Origin of the sequence: Rahnella perminowiae (assembly GCF_019049755.1) — a bacterium.
Lineage (GTDB): Bacteria > Pseudomonadota > Gammaproteobacteria > Enterobacterales > Enterobacteriaceae > Rahnella > Rahnella perminowiae.
The window spans coordinates 1-19,524 of record NZ_JAFMOS010000559.1; the positions used below are offsets into that span (position 1 = coordinate 1).

The window sequence follows — 19,524 nt, forward strand, 5'->3', positions numbered from 1 at the left end:
AGAGGGCTATGACGAGCCCTCTTTGGTCGGTTTCGGCGCGGTGAGTTAAGCGATCACGGCAATTGAAAAGCCGAAAGTTTCTCCATTTCGGTCAGCGGCATATCCGGATGAAGTTCCGGCGCATTAAACAGATTATTCTCGCTGCCCGGCCCGTCATAGAGCAGTCGTTGCTGGCAGCTTTGCAGTGCGATTTCGCAGGTCTGCAAATATTCCGTCGCCAGTTTTTCCGGCAACATATAATGTTCGCGTGCGAGGATTGTCATCGCGTTGATATGTTCGACCACAAACTGGCTGTGTGTCACCCATAACCGCATGTCTGCCAGATAATGCGAGTTAAAGCCGGGCTCCTGCATCGCCTGGTTTAAAGAAGTGAACAGCTTATTGTGCGCCTGATTGACCCGCATACGGGTATACGCCAGTTTTGCGGTGTCGGGGTTTTCCTCAAGCAGCAGACGGATAGCGTCCTGATACGTTTCCAGCGCCTGATGCGCGTTCTGGCGCAGCAAACCGCTTTGCCATTGCGGCCATAGCCAGAGGGTGCCACCGAAGGCCAGCGCACAGCCGAGCAGCGTATCGACCAGTCGTGGTATCAGAAAATGCACACCGTTCATCGCCAGTAGTTGCAGGGTATACACTGCCGTCACCGTCATGCCGACCATCGCCAGCCCGTAATTTTTGCGTAAAACCGTATAGGACAACAAGGTGATCAGCAGCATGCACAGCAGCGTGGTGCTTTCCGGTAGCGCCAGTTTTAACAATCCTGAAGCAATCAGCAAACCGGCCAGCGTACCGAGCGCACGGTGCTGGATCCTGACCCGCGTGGCGTTATAGCCGTTCTGGCTGACCAGCATGATAGTCAGCAAAATCCAGTACGGTTTGGGCAAATTGAAGAACAGCCCCAGGCTGCTGCCAATCGCCAAAATAATGCCCAGACGCGCGGCATTACGCAGGGCCACGGATTTGAAAGAAAGATAGCTTTTTAGCGCAGTCCAGAAGGGCAGACGTGGCTGGGTGCTCATCAGATCGCGCCGGTATAACGGGCGCTGGGTCCGCAGCAGGCGCGCAATGCGGCTGAAATGGTAATAACAAAACTGGCCAACCGGATTGTCCGGATTACGCGCGGCGATTTTCTCCAGCGCAGCCAGCTCATTGGCCATGGTAAAGCGCTCAGATAAACGGTGATAAAGAATATCGCCGGCAATCACCCGAAGACGGGTGGAAATCACCTGCGCATTGCGGCGGATTACCGCTTCTGCATGGCTTTCCTCAACCAGTTTCTGTACTTCCTCCGGCTGATGCAGGCTGACGGTAATGTGCTCCTGCAAATCGAGAGCAACCTGAAAAAGCTGAAACAGTCGCTTATGGTGATGATGATGTCCGTGTTGTGGCAGCATGTGTAATTGCTGATAAAGCAGGGCAATCAGATCGATAACCTGCTGCTGACGGGTAAGTAATGGCGGCAACGCCGTCTCGGGATCGGTATGTTGCGTCAGCAGACTGTACTTGGCCTCGAAATAATCCGCGAGTTGCAGATAAAGCTGGCTGAGCGTTTCGCGCATAGGCTGTTCTTGCGAAATACGAAACCACACCCAGTTAAACACCCCGTACCAGGCTGTGCCTGCTGCGAACAGCACCGGTGCCTGCCACATCGGGCGCACGCCGACCATACTCAGTGTGAAAATAGTGGCTACCAGCGCGCCGGGTAACAGGCGCGCATGTAACGGGCTGATTTCACCGGTAACGCCGAGCAATAACGCCAGCGATAGCATGATCAGCGGCAGCGGAACGTGCCAGTTTTCCAGCATCAGTTGCAGCAGAATGCTGCTCACGGCAAACAGTGAACCGCCGACGATCAGACGTTTGAAAAAGCGTTTGTGCGGGGTATCCAGACCGGCGATGTTACAGCAGGCCGGGCAGAGGGAAAACAGCAGACCCATTTGCAAGTTGCCAAACAGCCAGCAAATGCCAACAGGCAGGCACAACACCAGCGTCTGGCGCAGCGCGTAATTCACTTCAGGATGGTAAAACAGTTTTCGCCATAACGTCATGGGTAAAGCTTAGCCCATAAAAAAGGCGCGACAGTATTCTGCCGCGCCAATTTTCGAGGGATTAACGTGTGCCGTAAACGACAATCGTTTTCCCGTGTGCGGAGATCAGGCTCTGATCTTCCAGCATTTTGAGGATTCGTCCGACTGTTTCACGTGAACAACCGACGATTTGGCCAATTTCCTGACGGGTAATCTTGATTTGCATCCCGTCCGGATGGGTCATTGCATCAGGCTGTTTAGCCAGGTTGAGCAACGTTTGAGCGATACGACCGGTTACGTCGAGGAAGGCAAGGTTGCCGACTTTCTCTGACGTCACTTGCAGACGGTTGGCCATCTGCGCGGAGAGACGCATCAGAATATCCGGGTTAACCTGAATCAGCTGGCGGAACTTTTTATACGAAATTTCAGCCACTTCACAGGCAGTTTTAGCACGTACCCAGGCACTACGTTCCTGACCTTCTTCGAAGAGTCCCAGCTCACCGATGAAGTCACCTTGGTTAAGGTAGGACAGTATCATTTCCTTGCCTTCTTCATCTTTAATCAGGACAGCAACTGACCCTTTCACTATGTAGTAAAGCGTTTCGGCTTTTTCACCCTGGTGAATCAGCGTACTTTTAGAAGGATACTTATGTATATGACAGTGAGACAGGAACCATTCAAGAGTCGGGTCTGTTTGTGGCTTGCCGAGAACCATTAGCTATTATCCTCTGTTGTTATCGCTGCCCAAAATCACAGGGCTCAGAGTTCCCTGTATGGCACTTCAAATCCAAAGCGCCCTTTCAGCATATAACTCCCCAGAAATGCTGCAAGCGGATGTCGGAGTGCAACAGCCTGTTTATTGCTGTTAACACCGTGGGTTCTGTTCTTAAACCGCAAAAACCGTCACCGCAATTTACTGGAAAGTATGTTTCGGCTTTGTTTGTAGCACAGGTTTGAGATGCTGTCTTCTGTTGTCTCGCTTCAGCATGATGGCGATCGGGTTACGTTGCCAGATTTTGGTCTAAAGGGTACTCTGAGAGCAGATTTCTAAAAGTTTATTCACCGGGAGAATAGTTCATGCACGCACGTGTCAAATGGGTTGAAGGGCTGACCTTTTTAGGTGAGTCAGCGTCGGGTCATCAGATTTCAATGGATGGTAACGCGGGCGATAAAGCCCCAAGCCCGATGGAAATGTTACTGATGTCCGCAGGCGGCTGCAGTGCAATTGACGTGGTATCTATTTTACAGAAAGGCCGTAATGACGTGCGTGATTGTGAAGTGAAGCTGACTTCACAACGCCGCGAAGAAGCGCCGCGTCTGTTCACGCATATCAATCTGCATTTTATCGTCACCGGTAAGGATCTGACCGATAAGATTGTTGAACGTGCGGTCAGCCTGTCTGCCGAAAAATACTGTTCAGTGTCTCTGATGTTGGGTAAAGCGGCCACCATCACCCACAGCTTTGAAGTGATTGCTGCGGAATAAAGTTTACTCGATTTTCTTACCTTCCATCAGGCGCTGCACCAGTGGCGCCATGATCAGCTCCATCGCCAGCCCCATTTTCCCACCTGGTACCACCAGCGTTTTGATGTGCGAGATAAATGACCCCTGCAACATTGCCAGCAGATAGGGGAAATCGATGTCGTCCAGTCCCTGGAAATGGATCACCACAAAGCTTTCATCCAGTGACGGAATGGCTTTTGCTGCGAACGGGTTTGAGGTGTCGATAGTCGGCACACGCTGGAAGTTGATGTGGGTGCGGGAAAACTGCGGCGTAATGTAGCTGATATAATCATCCATCGAACGCACGACGGAATCCATCACTGCTTCACGTGAATGGCCACGCTCCCCGGTATCGCGCACCAGTTTCTGGATCCACTCCAGGTTAACGATAGGCACAACGCCGACCAGCAAATCGACCTGGGCGGCGACATCAATTTTGTCTGTCACTACACCGCCGTGCAGGCCTTCATAGAATAAGATATCCGTTGGTTCCGGCAACGCCTGCCATGGCGTAAACGTGCCCGGCACCTGATTATAGGGAACCGCTTCGTCATAAGTATGCAAATACTTACGTGAACGGCCGGTGCCGGTTTTGCCATATTCGATAAAGCTTTTTTCCAGCAAACCAAAGTCATTGGCTTCCGGCCCGAAATAACTGATGTGGCGCCCGAGATCGCGTGCCTTACGGATCGCGGCATCCATTTCAGGACGGGTGAAATGGTGAAAACTGTCGCCTTCCAGCTCCGCAGCACGTAAGCCAAGCTGTTGAAATATTTTACGAAACGCCACGCTGGTGGTCGTGGTGCCTGCACCGCTCGAACCGGTAACGGCAATAACAGGATGTTTGGCTGACATAGTCGGGCTTACTCCATAAACGTCACGCCATATTGCTCCTGGGGTCATTCAGGGCGGGCGGAAACAAAGCGCATATTTAATCCCATTGTTACCATAATTATTCGCAAAGCCAAAGAGGGCCACACAATTATTCTACATCCGCCAGCAGAGGTTGGATCAGCGGGTCACGCTGGTGGAACAGAGAAACAATGTCATGCAGCGCCTTGCCTGTGTACTTCTTTTTCCACGCCAGACTGAGCGGGGAAGGGGCGCGCGGATAGCGAATTTGCCGGGCGATAAGTTCTCCGTTGTCGAGATACGGCTGGCACAGCGGGCGCGGCAGAAAACCGATACCCATTCCCTTCAGGTGGCAGGCCAGTTTTGTTGCCACATCTGCCACGATAATCTGCCGTTGCCCGGTCAGCAACCATGCCACTCTCTTGTTCAGGTGGCGTGAGGTATCTTCCAGGTTGATCGCAATGTACTGACGCAAAATTGCTTCTTCCAGTACACCTGTTACGTGCTGCAACGGATGAAAGGGCGCATGAACAAAAACCCAGTTCACTTGACCCAGCGGCAGCAAATTCACCGCATTAGAAAGGGATTCTGTACCGGTCACACCAATCGCCAGCTGAAAATCTTCGTACAGCAACGTATCCCAGACCCCCATATAAATCTTCCGCGTGAAGGTAAATTGGGTAAACGGGTAGCGCCGGGTCAGCCAGCTCAGTAAAGCTGCTAGGGTTTCCGGCTGGTACATCAGGTTGTTGACCACCACATTTAACTGGCGCTCAATGCCGTCGTTAATCTGCTGCAATTCTGCCGGGACGCCTTCCAGCCAGCTCAGCCACTGGCGGCATCTTTCCAGCAGATGCTGTCCGGCCGGCGTCAGCGACACTGTGCGTGTTGTGCGGTTGAGCAGTAATGTTCCTGCGTGGTCCTCCAGCATTTTTATCCGGTAACTTATGGTCGCCGGGGTTTTATGCAGCAGTTCTGCCGCCCGGGAAAAACTGCCTGTCTGAGCGACGTGCATAAACGTTTTAATCGACTCTTCATCGAGCATGCTTTACCCGCTTTAAGGTTAATCAACTGAATAAAAAAGATTTTATATATTAAGCCTCATGAGAATTGTGGGCTTTGTCAATTTTATGGAATATTTTTCCATTTTTTGATTGAGCAAGTTGGAAAAAGTTTCTACAGTAATCGCATTGAAGGTAAATCAGCCAATGTGGCGGACTTATCACACCGGGTTTTATTTCAAATGCAGGGATGAATGCCATGGAACTTCCGGTTTACCCGCTGACCCAGGCTGCCTTTGCGGCTTACGGCGATGTGATTGAAACAACGGGTCGCGATTTTTTTCATATCAATGACGGCAAGGTTGAGCGGTATCACGATCTCACAAAGGTAGAAATTCTCGAGCAGGAACGCATGCTGCTGAGCATCAATCGCGCCCAGCCTGCGATGTTGCCCATTGTGGTGACGCAACTGGAAAAGCACCCGCTCGGTTCGCAGGCATTTGTGCCGATGCAGGGCGAGCGCTTTATTGTGATTGTCGCCAGCGGCGGTGATAAACCGGATATGTCCACGCTGAAGGCGTTTATCACTAATGGCCTGCAAGGTGTCAATTATCACCGCAATGTCTGGCACCATCCGCTGTTTGCGTTTGAGACGGTGACAAATTTTCTTACCGTCGATCGTGGCGGTGCGGATAATTGCGATATCAGTAAATTAGCCCATGAATATCATCTCATTCTGCCGGTTGCGGCGGGATTAAAGTCGTGACGCTATAAAGCATCTTGCATAAGATACAAGCATCTGAAAACAAGCGAAACGCGGGCGGATCTCCGCCTGATGCTGGAGAAATGTGAGATGGCCGAAGTAAAAAAACGGGGGCGTCCTAGCCAGCCTGGTTCTGGTTCGCAAAAAGGCGCACAGGCCTTAGAACGCGGCATTGCGGTGTTGAATTATCTGGCGCAGTCCGGCGGCAGTTCTTCTGTCAGCAACATTGCAGAGAATTTGTCGCTGCCCCTTTCCACCACTTTTCGACTACTGAAAGTGTTGGAAGAGGCCGATTTTGTTTATCAGGACGTGCAACTGAGCTGGTGGCACATCGGCTTGCAGGCGTTTACGGTCGGGTCTTCTTATATCCACAACCGTGACGTGTTGTCAGTGGCTGCGCCTTATATGCAGCGTCTGATGCTATTGTCGGGCGAAACGGCCAATCTGGCGATCCGTAACGGTTTCGAAGCGGTACTGATTGGCCAGCGGGAATGTCAGTCGATGGTGCGGATGTGCGCGCCGCTCGGCAGTCGCTTACCCTTGCATGCGTCCGGCGCGGGGAAAGCGTTGCTGTATTCACTGGACGACGACGCGCTGATGAGCCTGCTGATGCAGGCAGGGTTGAAGAACTTTACGACGCACACATTAAATAATCTGAATGCGTTGCAAAAGGATCTGCAACAGGCGCGTCGGCAAGGTTTCGCGCAGGACAGCGAGGAGCATGTGACCGGGCTGAACTGTCTGGCCTCGGCAATTTTTGACAGCAATAACAATGTAGTGGCGGCGATTTCGATCTCCGGCCCCAGCTCCCGCTTAACGACGGAGCGTTTTACCGATTTAGGAGAACTGGTGCGGGATACCGCGCGTGACATCAGTCTGGCTCTCGGCCAGCGCCACTAACCGGCTCTTCCTGCGATCCCCGCTCTGGCATGAGCGGGATTTTTTTCAATGAAATTAAACTTGGAAACTTTTTCCGTTATTTGTGCGTAAAGCGGAATTACCTGAGGATTGACTATGGCTCGTATGACAGCTGCACAGGCAGCAATGTATGTGTTGGAAAAAGAAGGGATTACCACCGCGTTTGGCGTACCCGGCGCGGCCATTAACCCATTTTATAACGCCATGCGGCTACATGGAAAAATCCGCCATGTGTTAGCGCGTCATGTGGAAGGCGCTTCGCATATGGCAGAGGGCTACACCCGAGCGAAAGCCGGTAATATCGGCGTTTGTCTGGGGACATCTGGCCCGGCGGGCACTGACATGATCACCGCCCTGTATTCTGCGTCCGCGGATTCCATTCCCATCCTGTGCATTACCGGTCAGGCACCCCGCGCCCGTCTTCATAAAGAAGACTTTCAGGCGGTGGATATTCAGGCGATTGCCGGGCCGGTGAGCAAAATGGCCGTGACTGTGCTGGAGCCTGCGCTGGTGCCACGCGTTCTGCAACAGGCTTTCCACCTGATGCGCTCCGGGCGTCCAGGCCCGGTGCTGGTCGATTTGCCGTATGACGTGCAGACCGCTGAAATTGAATTCGATCCTGAAACTTATCAATCGCTGCCTGCTTACAAGCCAGCCGCAACTGTGGCTCAGGCTGTTAAAGCAATGGAAATGCTTAACACCAGCAAACGCCCGCTGATTGTGGCCGGGGGGGGCGTGATCAACGCGGATGCTGCAGCGTTGTTGCAGCGTTTTGCTGAACTGACGCAAGTGCCGGTGATCCCCACCCTGATGGGCTGGGGCGTGATCCCGGACGATCATCGTCTGATGGCCGGCATGGTTGGATTGCAGACCGCGCACCGCTACGGTAACGCCTCACTGCTGGCCTCGGATCTGGTGTTGGGTATCGGTAATCGTTTTGCCAATCGCCATACCGGCTCGGTCGAGAAATACACCGCTGGCCGAAAAATCATCCATGTCGATATCGAACCCACGCAAATAGGACGCGTGCTTTGCCCGGATTTAGGCATTGTGTCCGATGCCGGAGAAGCCCTGAAACTGCTGATTGAAGTGGCAGAAGAACAGAAAAAAGCGGGCACACTGCCGTGTCGTGAAAACTGGGTCAAGGAGTGCGAAGAACGTAAACGCACGATGCTGCGCAAAACGCATTTCAGCGATGTGCCGGTTAAACCGCAGCGCGTCTATGAAGAGATGAGCAAAGCCTTTGGCCGCAATGTGAATTACGTGACTACCATTGGACTGTCGCAGATCGCGGCGGCGCAGATGCTACACGTGTTTGAGCCACGCCACTGGATCAACTGTGGCCAAGCCGGGCCGCTGGGTTGGACCATTCCTGCGGCACTCGGCGTTTGCATCGCTGCGCCGGAGCGTCAGGTGGTGGGGGTTTCCGGCGATTACGATTTCCAGTTCATGATCGAAGAACTGGCCGTCGGTGCGCAATTCAAGATTCCTTATATTCACGTGCTGGTGAACAACGCCTACCTCGGCTTGATCCGTCAGTCGCAGCGTGCCTTTGATATGGATTACTGCGTCCAGCTGGCGTTCGAAAATATCAATTCTGAAGACGTGAAAGGTTACGGGGTTGATCACGTTAAAGTGGTGGAAGGGCTGGGGTGTAAAGCGATTCGTGTTTTCAAACCGGAAGATATTGCGCCAGCATTTGCTGAAGCCAAACATCTGATGAAAAAACATCAGGTGCCGGTGGTGGTGGAAATCATGCTGGAGCGGGTGACCAATATTTCTATGGGCGGCGAAATCGACAGTGTGAATGAGTTTGAGCCGATTGCTGATAATGCGGATGACGCACCGACGCACGTCAGTTTCATGAAATATGAATAAGCCAGGAGGCTGAAATGCTCAAGTTCTCTGCGAATTTATCCATGCTGTTTCTGGAAGTTGATTTCCTTCAGCGCTTTAAAGCGGCGGCTGATGGCGGTTTTACGGCGGTGGAGTTTATGTTCCCTTATGACTATCCGGCTGACACCCTGAAGGCATTGCTGTTGGAAAACCATCTGCAACATACGCTGCATAATTTGCCTGCGGGTGACTGGGCGGTGGGCGAGCGCGGTATTGCCTGCCTGGCCGGGCGTGAAACCGAGTTTCGCGAAGGCGTGACGCAGGCCATTGCTTACGCCAGGGCGCTCGGTAACCACAAAATTAATTGTCTGATTGGCAAAATTCCGATGGGTTCGGATGCCGCAAGCGTGACACCGTTAGTCGTGGAAAATCTGCGCTATGCCGCAAAGGCGCTGGCGAAAGAGGGGCTGATGCTGCTGATTGAACCCATCAATCACTTTGATATGCCGGGATTCTATCTGACCGGCACGCAACAGGCGCTGGATCTGATTGATCAGGTCGGCTGCGACAACCTGTTCATCCAGTACGATATATACCATATGCAGCGGATGGAAGGTGAACTGGCTAATACCATGACTCATCATGCCGCCAAAATCGGTCATTTGCAGGTGGCAGATAATCCGAACCGTAGTGAACCGGGCACCGGCGAAATTAATTACGACTTTATTTTCAACCTGATTAAAAACTCGAAATATGATGGCTGGGTCGGTTGTGAATATAAGCCACAGGCGCGCACGGAAGAAGGGTTAGGCTGGCTGAACGCCTACCGCTAATCGTTATAAAACGTGAAATACAGACATTATTCACCTTCGTGGTGAGGGATTTCTGTACGCCAAATTTCAGTCACATTGAAAGGGAATTAGCATGAAAATTGGATTTATTGGCTTAGGCATTATGGGCGCGCCGATGGCGCAACATCTGGTGGATGCCGGACACAGCCTGCATTTTTCCACGCTCGGCAACGTGCCTGATTCACTGACAGACGCCGGTGCGAAAGCCTGTGCGACTCCTGCAGACGTCACCGTTCACGCCGACGTCATCATCATCATGGTACCGGATACGGCGGACGTGGCGGCGGTGTTGTTTGGTGAAAACGGCTGCGCCAGCGTGTCGCTGAAAGGCAAAACCATTGTTGATATGAGTTCTATATCACCGATTGAAACCAAGATGTTTGCTCAGCGCGTACAGCAACTGGGCGGTCACTATCTTGATGCGCCTGTCTCAGGTGGCGAAATCGGCGCACAGCAGGGCACGCTGACCATTATGGTTGGCGGCGAAGAAGCCGTATTCAATGACATTCTACCGCTGTTTGAACTGATGGGTAAAAACATCACGCGGGTCGGGGAATGTGGTGACGGTCAGACCTGTAAAGTGGCGAACCAGATCATTGTGGCGCTGAATATTGAAGCCGTGTCAGAAGCGTTGCTGTTTGCTTCCCGCGCCGGAGCCGATCCTGCGCGTGTTCGTCAGGCACTGATGGGAGGCTTTGCCTCCTCGCGCATCCTGGAAGTTCACGGAGAGCGCATGATCAAACGCACTTTCGCGCCGGGCTTTAAAGTTGCCTTGCACCAGAAAGACCTCAATCTTGCGCTGCAAAGTGCGAAAGCCTTGTCGATCAGCCTGCCCAATACGGCGACTTGTCAGGAGTTATTTAATGTCTGTGCAGCAAATGGCGGTTCGCAGTTAGATCACTCGTCATTAATTCAGTCGCTGGAAATGATGTCGAATCACAAAATCGCTTAATTAAGCAAGGCTGGCATAAATGTCAGCCTTTTTTAATCCATAAGTATGCCCCTAACGTATTATGAGGAATTAAGGATGAATGAATCAGAATGCACTCAGATAGAACGTTACCGCGAAAGAGGATACAGCAACGATCTCCTGCCTAAATTAAAAGAAAAGAGAAACTGGAAAAGTTTTAATTACTTCACTCTGTGGATGGGGTCGGTACACAATGTGCCAAATTATATTGCGGTTGGCGGATTTCTTATTCTCGGGTTATCCACGTTCAGCGTAATGATGGCAATTATTATCAGCGCGCTGTTTATTGCTGCGGTGATGGTATTCAACGGGGCTGCAGGTTCGAAATATGGCGTGCCTTTTGCGATGATCCTGCGTGGCTCCTACGGTATTCGCGGGGCATTATTCCCCGGCATTCTCAGAGGCTGTATTGCTGCCATTATGTGGTTTGGCCTGCAATGTTACGCTGGCTCACTGGCTTTCCTGATCCTGATCGGCAAAATCTGGCCGGAATTCCTAACACTCGGCGGAGACTTTAATCTGCTGGGGATTTCCATGCCGGGGTTGATCGCCTTTATGATTTTCTGGGCGATTAATGTGATGATCGGTTTTGGCGGTGGCGGAGTGCTGAATAAATTCACCGCTGTGCTCAATCCGTGTATTTATATCGTTTTCGGCGGCATGGCGGTCTGGGCTATTTCTCTGGCCGGATTGGATAATATTCTCAATTATGTGCCCGCCAATGCAGAACAATCTGGTAATCCGCTGTTCCTTTTCCTGGTGGTGATCAATGCGGTGGTTGCCGTCTGGGCCGCACCGGCGGTAAGCGCTTCGGATTTCACCCAAAATGCCAGCAGCTTTAAACAACAGGCGTGGGGACAAATACTGGGGCTTATCATGGCTTATGTTCTGTTTGCCGTCGCCAGTGTCTGTATTCTGGCAGGGGCAAGCATTCACTACGGCATTGATACCTGGAATGTGTTGGATATTGTGCAGAAGTGGGACAGCCTGTTTGCCTCGGTGTTTGCAGTATTAGTGATCCTGATGACCACCATTTCGACCAACGCCACTGGTAATATTATTCCCGCCGGTTTCCAAATTGCCGCTATCGCACCGAAGAAACTGACCTATAAAAAAGGGGTATTGATTGCCAGCCTGATGAGTGTGGTGATTTGCCCGTGGAAACTGATGGAAAATCAGGAAAGTATTTATCTGTTCCTCGATATTATCGGCGGGATGTTAGGGCCTGTCATTGGCGTGATGATGGCGCACTACTTTATTGTGGTTCGCAGTGAGTTGGATCTGGATACGCTCTATACCGCACCAGGGAATTATAATTATTACGATCGTGGATTTAATACTGTGGCATTCGTGGTGACATTAATTGCCGTTGTACTTTCCTTGGGCGGGAAATTTATCTCTGTGCTGGAACCTCTGTCACGCGTCTCGTGGTTTGTGGGCGTGATTGTGGCTTTTGTTCTGTATTCCCTGTTTATGAAAAGGGAACCTTCACTACAGTCACAAAATGTGTAAGCCGGTAATCCGGTGTGAAATAAACGGAAAATAAATCCAATAATAAAATCTTATCTCTGTACTTTCATAAGGAAATATAACCATGTCATATGATCTGATCATTAAAAAAGGCACCGTTGTTCTGGAAAGTGAAGCCGTTATTACGGATATAGCGGTGAAGAATGGCAAAATTGTTGCTATCGGCGATGACCTGACCGGCGCAGAAAAAATCCTCAGCGCCGAAGGTTTGGTGGTCGCACCGGGAATGGTAGATGCGCATACGCATATTTCTGAACCGGGGCGCAGCCACTGGGAAGGTTATGCCACTGGCACCCGTGCGGCGGCGAAAGGCGGCATCACCACCATGATCGAAATGCCGCTGAACCAGTTACCGGCCACGGTGGATCGCGCATCGCTGCACATGAAATTCGATGCGGCCGAAGGCAAGCTGACCATTGATGCCGCGCAGTTTGGCGGGCTGGTCTCTTACAATCTCGACCGTCTGCACGAGCTGGATGAAGAAGGCGTGGTAGCCTACAAATGTTTCGTCGCTACCTGTGGCGACCGCAGCGTCAGTAATGATTTCCGTGACGTGAATGACTGGGAATATTTCAAAGGCCTGCAAATACTGGCGAAACGCGACCAACTGGTGGCGGTTCACGCCGAAAATGCGCTGATCTGCGATGAACTGGGTCGCGAAGCCAAAGACGCGGGGCATGTGTCCGCACATGATTATGTCGCCTCACGTCCGGTGTTTACCGAAGTGGAAGCGATCCGCCGCGTATTGTATCTGGCGAAAGTCGCTGACTGCCGTTTACATATCTGTCATATCTCCAGCCCGGAAGGTCTGGCAGAAGTGTTGCGTGCGCGTCATGAAGGTCAGCGCGTCACCTGTGAATCCTGCCCGCATTACTTCGTGCTTGATACGGCGCAGTTTGAAGAGATCGGCACGCTGGCTAAATGTTCACCCCCTATACGCGACAAGAAAAATCAGGACGGCATGTGGGAACACCTGCTGAAAGGTGATTTTGACTGTCTGGTCTCCGACCATTCCCCATGCCCGCCTGACATGAAAGCCGGGAACGTCATGCAGGCGTGGGGCGGTATCGCCGGGTTGCAAAACTGCGTCGATGTGATGTTTGACGAAGCGGTGCAGAAACGCGGTATGTCACTGCCGATGTTCTCAAAACTGATGTCTGCCAATGCGGCGGATATTTTCGGTCTGAAACACAAGGGCCGCATTTCCATTGGTAAAGACGCCGATTTTGTGTTTATCAAACCGAACAGCAGCTATGTGCTGAAAGCCTCAGATCTAGAATATCGCCATAAAGTCAGCCCGTATGTCGGACGAACCATCAATGCTCAGGTGGTGAAAACCATTCTGCGCGGCGAAACCATCTACGACATCAAGGACGGTTTCCAGGATAAGTGCATGGGTAAATTTATTCTGAAACACCAGCAATAATTTCTACAATTGCCCGCTGTGAAAACGGCGGGTTTTTCCTTTTTGAGGTCAGCCAGATTGCCATGACGTTATTTTCTAAAGCACAAGCCCTGCCGGGGATCCAGTGGTTCTTCTTCATTTTTTGCAACACGGTGGTTATCCCACCAACGTTGCAGTCTGCTTTTCAGCTGTCTGATTCGACCACGCTGTGTCTGATGCAATATTCATTTATCGCCACCGGACTGGCGTGTGTGGCACAGGCGGCATTCGGCCATCAGCGTGCGATTATGGAAGGGCCAACCGGATTATGGTGGGGCGTGATCCTTACCGTGACGCTGGCGGAAGCCGCGCAGGGTACGCCGCTTCAGGTAATCGGTGGCAGTCTGGTGGTGGGCATTGCACTTTCCGGTGTGATCACCGTAGTGATTGGCGTGAGCGGTCTGGGCCATCGTATCGCGGCATTATTTCGTCCGGCGGTGATGATGGTATTTATGTTTTTGCTCTGCGCGCAGCTTCTCTCGCTGTTTATCAAGGGTATGCTGGGCTTGCCCTTTGGCGTACCGCAGGGGTCGGTGAACATTGATTTCCCCGTGTTTCTGCTGGCGCTCGCCGTGGCGGCGCTGGTGGTCGGGATAGTGGTCTGGCTACCGTCACCGTGGAATAAATACGGTTTGCTGGCCGGTACGCTGTTCGGCTGGGCAGTGTATTCTGTGATTTTCCCGCATGACATAAACGTAAGCACCTTAACAAACTGGCAGTGGTTCCCGCTGGGGACGCCGCATGCGTTGCGCGGCGGCATCATCCTGACGGCCGCGCTCACCGGCCTGCTCAATATTTCAAACACCTTTGGCGCGCTGCGCGGCACGGAGATTTTTTATCCGCTTCAGAAACCGCAGTATCGACGCAGTTTTGTGGTTTCCGGTCTGTTTACGTTGGGATCCGCTCTACTGGGCATTGTGCCTTTTTCGCCGTTTGTTTCATCAGTTGGCCTGCTGACGCAAACCAATGACAGCCGCAAAGCGCCGTTTATGCTCGGGGCGCTGGCGGTGGTCGCCATCGGGCTGTTTACGCCGCTGACGACGTTTTTTGCCCGTATTCCGTTAAGCATCAGCAGCGCCGTTTTGCTGGTGTCCTATCTGCCCTTGCTCAATTCATCACTGTCATTTCTGCCGCATATCACCCTCGGCAGCCGCACTATTTACCGCATCGCGATCCCGCTGTTTACCGGGATTTTCCTGATGGGACTACCCGCGGGATATTTGCAACAGGTGCCGCTGTGGCTGCGTCCGCTGCTGAGTAACGGTTTGCTGACCGGCGTGATGCTGACGATTGTGCTGGAAAATTTACTGCCCTGGGACCGGGTTCCCTGAGTCCCCATTACCGAAGGATTGAAGATGAAAATTATTATTGCGCCGGATTCATTCAAGGAAAGTTTAAGTGCGGAATGTGCGGCAATGGCGATCGAAGAAGGCTTTCGCGTCGTGTTTCCGGATCTCGAGGCTGTCCGTCTGCCGGTCGCCGATGGCGGCGAAGGTACGGTGGATGCGCTGATTGCCGCGACAGGCGGGCATCGTATTGATGTTGAAGTGACTGCTCCGCAGGGAAATCGCATGAGTGGCTTTTACGGCGTGAACGGCAAAGGCGACTGTGCAGTGATTGAAATGGCAGCCGCCAGTGGTCTGATGCTGGTTTCCGCCGGGCAGCGTGACCCGCTCACGGCCACCAGTTTTGGCACCGGCGAGTTAATCCGCCATGCGCTGGACAGCGATATTCGTCATATCATTCTGGGCATTGGTGGCAGCGCGACGGTGGATGGCGGCATAGGCATGATCCAGGCGCTTGGTGGCCGTTTTACCGATGCGCAGGGTATTGATTTATCATGGGGCGGGGCGGCGCTGGCACAACTGGCGGCTATCGACCTGAGCCAGCTGGATCCCCGTTTAGCACAATGCCGGATAGAAGTGGCCTGCGATGTGGACAATCTCCTGACCGGTCCGCTCGGCGCTGCGGCAGTATTCGGGCCGCAAAAAGGGGCATCTGCGGAAGATGTTCAACAACTGGATGCGGCGCTGGCACATCTGGCGGAGATAATCTCCTGGGATCTCGGGGTTAATGTGCTTGAGTGGCCAGGCGGTGGCGCAGCGGGTGGAATGGGAGTGGCGGCGCAACTGTTCCTGAGGGGCAAAATGCGTTCCGGTATCGACATTATCATTGACGCCATCGGGCTGGAGCAAGCCATGCAGGGGGCCAGTCTGGTGATCACTGGCGAAGGCCGGCTCGATAAGCAAACTATCAACGGTAAAGCACCAGTCGGTGTGGCACGGCTGGCACAGCGCTATAACGTGCCGGTGATTGGGCTGGCCGGAATATTGGGTGAAGGCGTTGAAGAGGTTCATCAGCACGGGCTGGATGCCGTTTTCAGTATCCTTCCGCGCCTTGCCCCCTTGGAAACGGTACTTAAACAGGGTGAGGTAAACTTGCGTTACGCCGCACAAAATCTTGCCCGGCTTTACTGGCTGGGAATGAACGCTTCTTGCTGAAAACACAAAAACCGCCATCGCTGGCGGTTTACTTATTCCACTGGCGGAACGTTAAAGTTCGACGTCGCGGTTACAGTCTTTCGAATAGATATAGCTCAACGGCTCATCGCGCCCCACTGCGTAACAAGCCTGCGGGCAGTAGGCGCCCATAAAGAGGTAGTCATCCTTCTTCACCGGGATCCAGTTATTATCCAGGTTATACATGCCTTCGCCGCTGAGGATCAGCGCACCGTGTTCCTGTACATGCGTTTCCACGTAACCGTGGCAGGCACCCGGTGCAAACGTCAGAATGTGAATATTCATATCGAATCCCAAGCTGGCAGGCAGAAGATCCTGCACAATCACATCCGACATACCTTCATAGTGGATTTTTTCCAACTGACGTACGTTGTTGCTCACCATATGCGGCTGGAAACCACTGACAGGCGTATAGCGTTTTTTATACAGGAATAACCGGCTGTTCTGGCTGCCATTGGTATTCTTCAGCGCCATGCTCACGCCCGGCGGGCAGTAAAGGTAGCCGCCACTTTCCAGAGGATAATTCTTCCCTTCGGCGTTGATGGTAACGTTGCCGTCAATCACGTAGGCGAAAGTTTCGATATGGGCATCGCCACCGAAGCCCTCCGGATTCTTTCCTCCTTCCAGCATGTTGACCAGATAATCCACAAAGGTCGCGCCCAGTTTCGGTGTCGACAGAATCGTGATTTCGCAGCGCTCAAAACCCGGCAGGGTGTTTTTGACCAAGCCGTCGGGTTCAATCAGCGCATAGTTTCCGCGTTTGATAATGGAACGGTTAGACAATAATTCGTTGATATAGCCAGTCTTATGATTGATATAACCCATTATAAACTCCCTTTAAGATTGATTAATAAGCCAGTTGATGCAGCATTTTCGCCAGCACTTCGACGCCAGCGGCTAGATCGGCAATGGCGGTGTTTTCCGCCGGGTTATGGCTGATGCCCGCAATACTGGGCACAAAAAGCAGGCAGGTGGGCACGCAGGCGGCAAAAATCTGCGCGTCATGTCCGGCGCCGCTGTGCATCACTCGGTAGCGGCTTTTGTGCTCACGGCACAGTGCGTCGAGTTGTGCCACCAGGTGTTTGTCCATCGGCACCGGCGCTTCATCCATCCATAAATCAATGTCGATACCGATGCTGCGCGCCAGACAAATCCGCCGCATGGTGGCTTCCAGTTCGGTGGTGAAGGCCAGCAGCGCCTGTTGATCGGTATGACGACAATCGATGCTGAACACGGTTTTCCCGGGCACGACATTGACCGTGCCAGGCACCGGCACCACCTTGCCGAATGTCACTACCAGCGGATCGCCGTGCGCTTCGGCGCTTTCGGTGGCAGCCACGCAAATCTGGCTGAACGCCTGCAGGGTATCTTTGCGGTAACTCATCGGCGTAGTACCGGCGTGATTGGCGGTGCCGGTCAGGGTTACGGTATAACGGCGCTGGCCGACAATCGCGTTCACCACGCCAAGTTGCTGCTGGTTGCGTTCCAGCACGCTGCCCTGTTCGATATGCAGTTCGACAAAAGCTCTGATATCGTGCCGGGCGGGCAATGGAGACCCCGACAGCGTGAAACCGCATTGCTGCATCGCCTCGGTAAATCTCACGCCCTGTGCATCAGTAATGCCGCTTACGTCGGCAGGATCGGCCTGACCGACAATGTTTTTGCTGCCCCAGAAAACATAGGGAAAACGGCTGCCTTCTTCTTCGGCCAGCGACACGACTTCCAGCGTGCGGCGCGGTGTGCCAAAGTTTTCTTTCAGATGGTGGATGGCGATAAAGGCTGCGAGCACACCGAACTGCCCGTCGAGATGGCCGCCGTTGACGACCGTATCTATATGCGAGCCGGAGAGGATCACCTCGTCTTTCAAATCACTGCCTTCGATGCGGCCAAATAAATTGCCGACGGCATCGAAACGGGTAGCAAACCCATTCTGCGTCATCCGCTGTTTTAACTGGTTTTGCGTTTCCAGCCATTCGGGGGAATAAAGCAGGCGGGAAATACCGCCTGCCGGATCTGCGCCAAATATGGATAACCAGTCGAGCTGACTTTCTACTTGCTGATAAAAGGGCGACATAGCATATTCACCTTTAAATAATTAATTAATGAGCGAAAGGAGATTGCGTTTCGTAAGTGTGGGTATAAAGTTCATTGGAAATTAAATAGCGATAAATATCCTCGACCAGTTCAATGCCATTCGCCTTCGTCTGTTGTTCATACATATCCAGGTTTTGGCCTGGATAAAGTACTTTCTCAAAACCCGGCGCCGGACGAAGTGCCGTTAACTCCGTCAGCATCTGGCTAATATTTTTACGAAACGCCTGAGTAGAGGTAAAGAATCCCGGATTAATCACAATATGTAACTGACCGAGGTCACGGCCAGCAGTCAGATCTTCATACATCGAACTGACGGAACGGCCAAAGGGCAGGCCCAGCAAAATACCGGACAGCACATCGACCATCATCATCAGGCCGTAGCCTTTCGGGCCGGACATAGGCAAAAGGGCCTCAACAGCATAAGGGTCGATAGTCGGATTACCTGCGGCATCCACCGCCCAGGTGTCAGGAATTTTTTCATTGCGCGCGCGGGCATCGAGGATTTTTCCCCACGCTTGTACGGTAGTTGCCATGTCAAACGTAATAATCTGTTCCCCTTCCCCCGGTGCGGCAAAGGCAATCGGATTGGTGCCGTAATAGATGTCGGCGGAGCCAAATGGCACCACCATCGGATCAGACTGACAAACAGAAATCGCCATCAGGCCGGCTTTGGCGGCACGATGAACGAAATAAGACAGCGCTCCGCAATGCCCCATCTGGCGAACGCCCACTACGGCGACGCCCTTGGTTTTTGCCATGTCGATGGCGTGTTCCATCGCCAGATTGGCGGCGACATGGCCGGAGCCATTGTCGGCATGCAGAATGCCGCTGCATGGTCCGGTTTCTTCCCACTGCAACGCCGGGGAAGTATTGGTACCGCCTTTGGCGATACGCTCGGCGTAATATTCAACCCGAACCGCGCCGTGAGAATGAATGCCCCGGGCATCGGCATATGAGAGTACGTCGGCCACCACAGCAGCGTGTTCTGGCATCAGACCGGCGGCGGTGAGTTTTCGGGCAATTAGCTGGTGTAATTCTTCGCGACTGACCTTCATCTGGCGTTCCTTATTTGCAGCGAATGAGGCGTTGAATAACAAAGAAAATACGGGATATTTCGCGTGGTAATGTGATCTGAATAACTCATTCAGGATTGAGAAAATCAATTTGGCAATCCCCATTAGTCCTTATTAATTTTTTATTTAATCACCTTTCATTG

The 19,524-nt window shown here is 52.5% G+C and carries 16 protein-coding genes and 1 pseudogene; 10 read left to right on the forward strand and 7 right to left on the reverse strand.

Annotation, left to right across the window (positions count from 1 at the left end):
• Positions 1-77: 77 nt before the first annotated feature.
• Together J1785_RS14360 and crp are read right to left on the reverse strand one after the other, a co-directional pair.
• A pseudogene (locus tag J1785_RS14360) lies at positions 78-2,048 on the reverse strand (YccS/YhfK family putative transporter); the annotation flags it as partial.
• Between the two features lie 61 nt (positions 2,049-2,109).
• Positions 2,110-2,742, reverse strand: a complete 633-nt coding sequence (gene crp / locus J1785_RS14365; RefSeq protein WP_013573634.1) for a cAMP-activated global transcriptional regulator CRP — start codon at positions 2,740-2,742, stop codon at positions 2,110-2,112.
• Positions 2,743-3,104: 362 nt separating this feature from the next.
• Between crp and J1785_RS14370 the strand changes: the two genes are divergently transcribed.
• Positions 3,105-3,512, forward strand: coding sequence for an OsmC family protein (locus tag J1785_RS14370; protein ID WP_013573635.1), 408 nt, complete (start codon positions 3,105-3,107; stop codon positions 3,510-3,512).
• 3 nt (positions 3,513-3,515) lie between these two features.
• Here the strand turns inward: J1785_RS14370 and J1785_RS14375 are convergent, their stop codons facing one another.
• Complete coding sequence (locus J1785_RS14375; RefSeq protein WP_129953771.1) at positions 3,516-4,385, reverse strand: phosphoribulokinase; 870 nt, start codon at positions 4,383-4,385, stop codon at positions 3,516-3,518.
• A gap of 127 nt (positions 4,386-4,512) precedes the next feature.
• Entirely contained in the window at positions 4,513-5,427 is a 915-nt protein-coding gene (allS, locus tag J1785_RS14380; RefSeq protein WP_217219620.1) for an HTH-type transcriptional activator AllS, read from the reverse strand.
• Positions 5,428-5,642: 215 nt separating this feature from the next.
• Between allS and allA the strand changes: the two genes are divergently transcribed.
• The 9 genes from allA (at position 5,643) to J1785_RS14425 (ending at position 16,196) form a co-directional block, all read left to right on the forward strand.
• Positions 5,643-6,149 (forward strand): ureidoglycolate lyase, encoded by a 507-nt coding sequence (gene allA / locus J1785_RS14385; RefSeq protein ID WP_217219622.1) that lies wholly within the window; start codon positions 5,643-5,645, stop codon positions 6,147-6,149.
• 87 nt (positions 6,150-6,236) lie between these two features.
• The gene (gene allR, locus J1785_RS14390; RefSeq protein WP_217219625.1) at positions 6,237-7,046 is read left to right on the forward strand and encodes an HTH-type transcriptional repressor AllR; all 810 of its coding nucleotides are present in this window, start codon (positions 6,237-6,239) and stop codon (positions 7,044-7,046) included.
• Between the two features lie 114 nt (positions 7,047-7,160).
• Entirely contained in the window at positions 7,161-8,942 is a 1,782-nt protein-coding gene (gcl, locus tag J1785_RS14395) for a glyoxylate carboligase (RefSeq protein ID WP_217219627.1), read from the forward strand.
• Positions 8,943-8,956: 14 nt separating this feature from the next.
• The gene (gene hyi, locus J1785_RS14400; protein WP_217219628.1) at positions 8,957-9,733 is read left to right on the forward strand and encodes a hydroxypyruvate isomerase; all 777 of its coding nucleotides are present in this window, start codon (positions 8,957-8,959) and stop codon (positions 9,731-9,733) included.
• Between the two features lie 91 nt (positions 9,734-9,824).
• Positions 9,825-10,703: a 2-hydroxy-3-oxopropionate reductase gene (glxR, locus tag J1785_RS14405; protein ID WP_217219630.1), complete on the forward strand. Its 879-nt coding sequence runs from the start codon at positions 9,825-9,827 to the stop codon at positions 10,701-10,703.
• 75 nt (positions 10,704-10,778) lie between these two features.
• Positions 10,779-12,233, forward strand: coding sequence for an allantoin transporter (locus tag J1785_RS14410; protein ID WP_217219631.1), 1,455 nt, complete (start codon positions 10,779-10,781; stop codon positions 12,231-12,233).
• Between the two features lie 82 nt (positions 12,234-12,315).
• On the forward strand, positions 12,316-13,677 hold the full coding sequence (gene allB, locus J1785_RS14415; RefSeq protein WP_217219632.1) for an allantoinase AllB: 1,362 nt from the start codon (positions 12,316-12,318) through the stop codon (positions 13,675-13,677).
• A 62-nt stretch (positions 13,678-13,739) separates the two neighbouring features.
• The gene (locus J1785_RS14420; protein WP_217219633.1) at positions 13,740-15,026 is read left to right on the forward strand and encodes a uracil/xanthine transporter; all 1,287 of its coding nucleotides are present in this window, start codon (positions 13,740-13,742) and stop codon (positions 15,024-15,026) included.
• Positions 15,027-15,050: 24 nt separating this feature from the next.
• Complete coding sequence (locus tag J1785_RS14425) at positions 15,051-16,196, forward strand: glycerate kinase (protein WP_217219634.1); 1,146 nt, start codon at positions 15,051-15,053, stop codon at positions 16,194-16,196.
• A gap of 51 nt (positions 16,197-16,247) precedes the next feature.
• On the opposite strand, the gene allE is transcribed toward J1785_RS14425, so the two are convergent.
• The 3 genes from allE to allD are packed head-to-tail and all read right to left on the reverse strand — an operon-like array spanning position 16,248 to position 19,363.
• A complete protein-coding gene (allE, locus tag J1785_RS14430) occupies positions 16,248-17,039 on the reverse strand; it encodes a (S)-ureidoglycine aminohydrolase (RefSeq protein WP_217219635.1) in 792 nt (263 codons plus the stop codon).
• A gap of 22 nt (positions 17,040-17,061) precedes the next feature.
• Positions 17,062-18,288, reverse strand: coding sequence for an allantoate deiminase (gene allC / locus J1785_RS14435; RefSeq protein ID WP_217219636.1), 1,227 nt, complete (start codon positions 18,286-18,288; stop codon positions 17,062-17,064).
• 25 nt (positions 18,289-18,313) lie between these two features.
• Complete coding sequence (allD, locus tag J1785_RS14440) at positions 18,314-19,363, reverse strand: ureidoglycolate dehydrogenase (RefSeq protein ID WP_217219638.1); 1,050 nt, start codon at positions 19,361-19,363, stop codon at positions 18,314-18,316.
• Between the last annotated feature and the right edge of the window lie 161 nt (positions 19,364-19,524).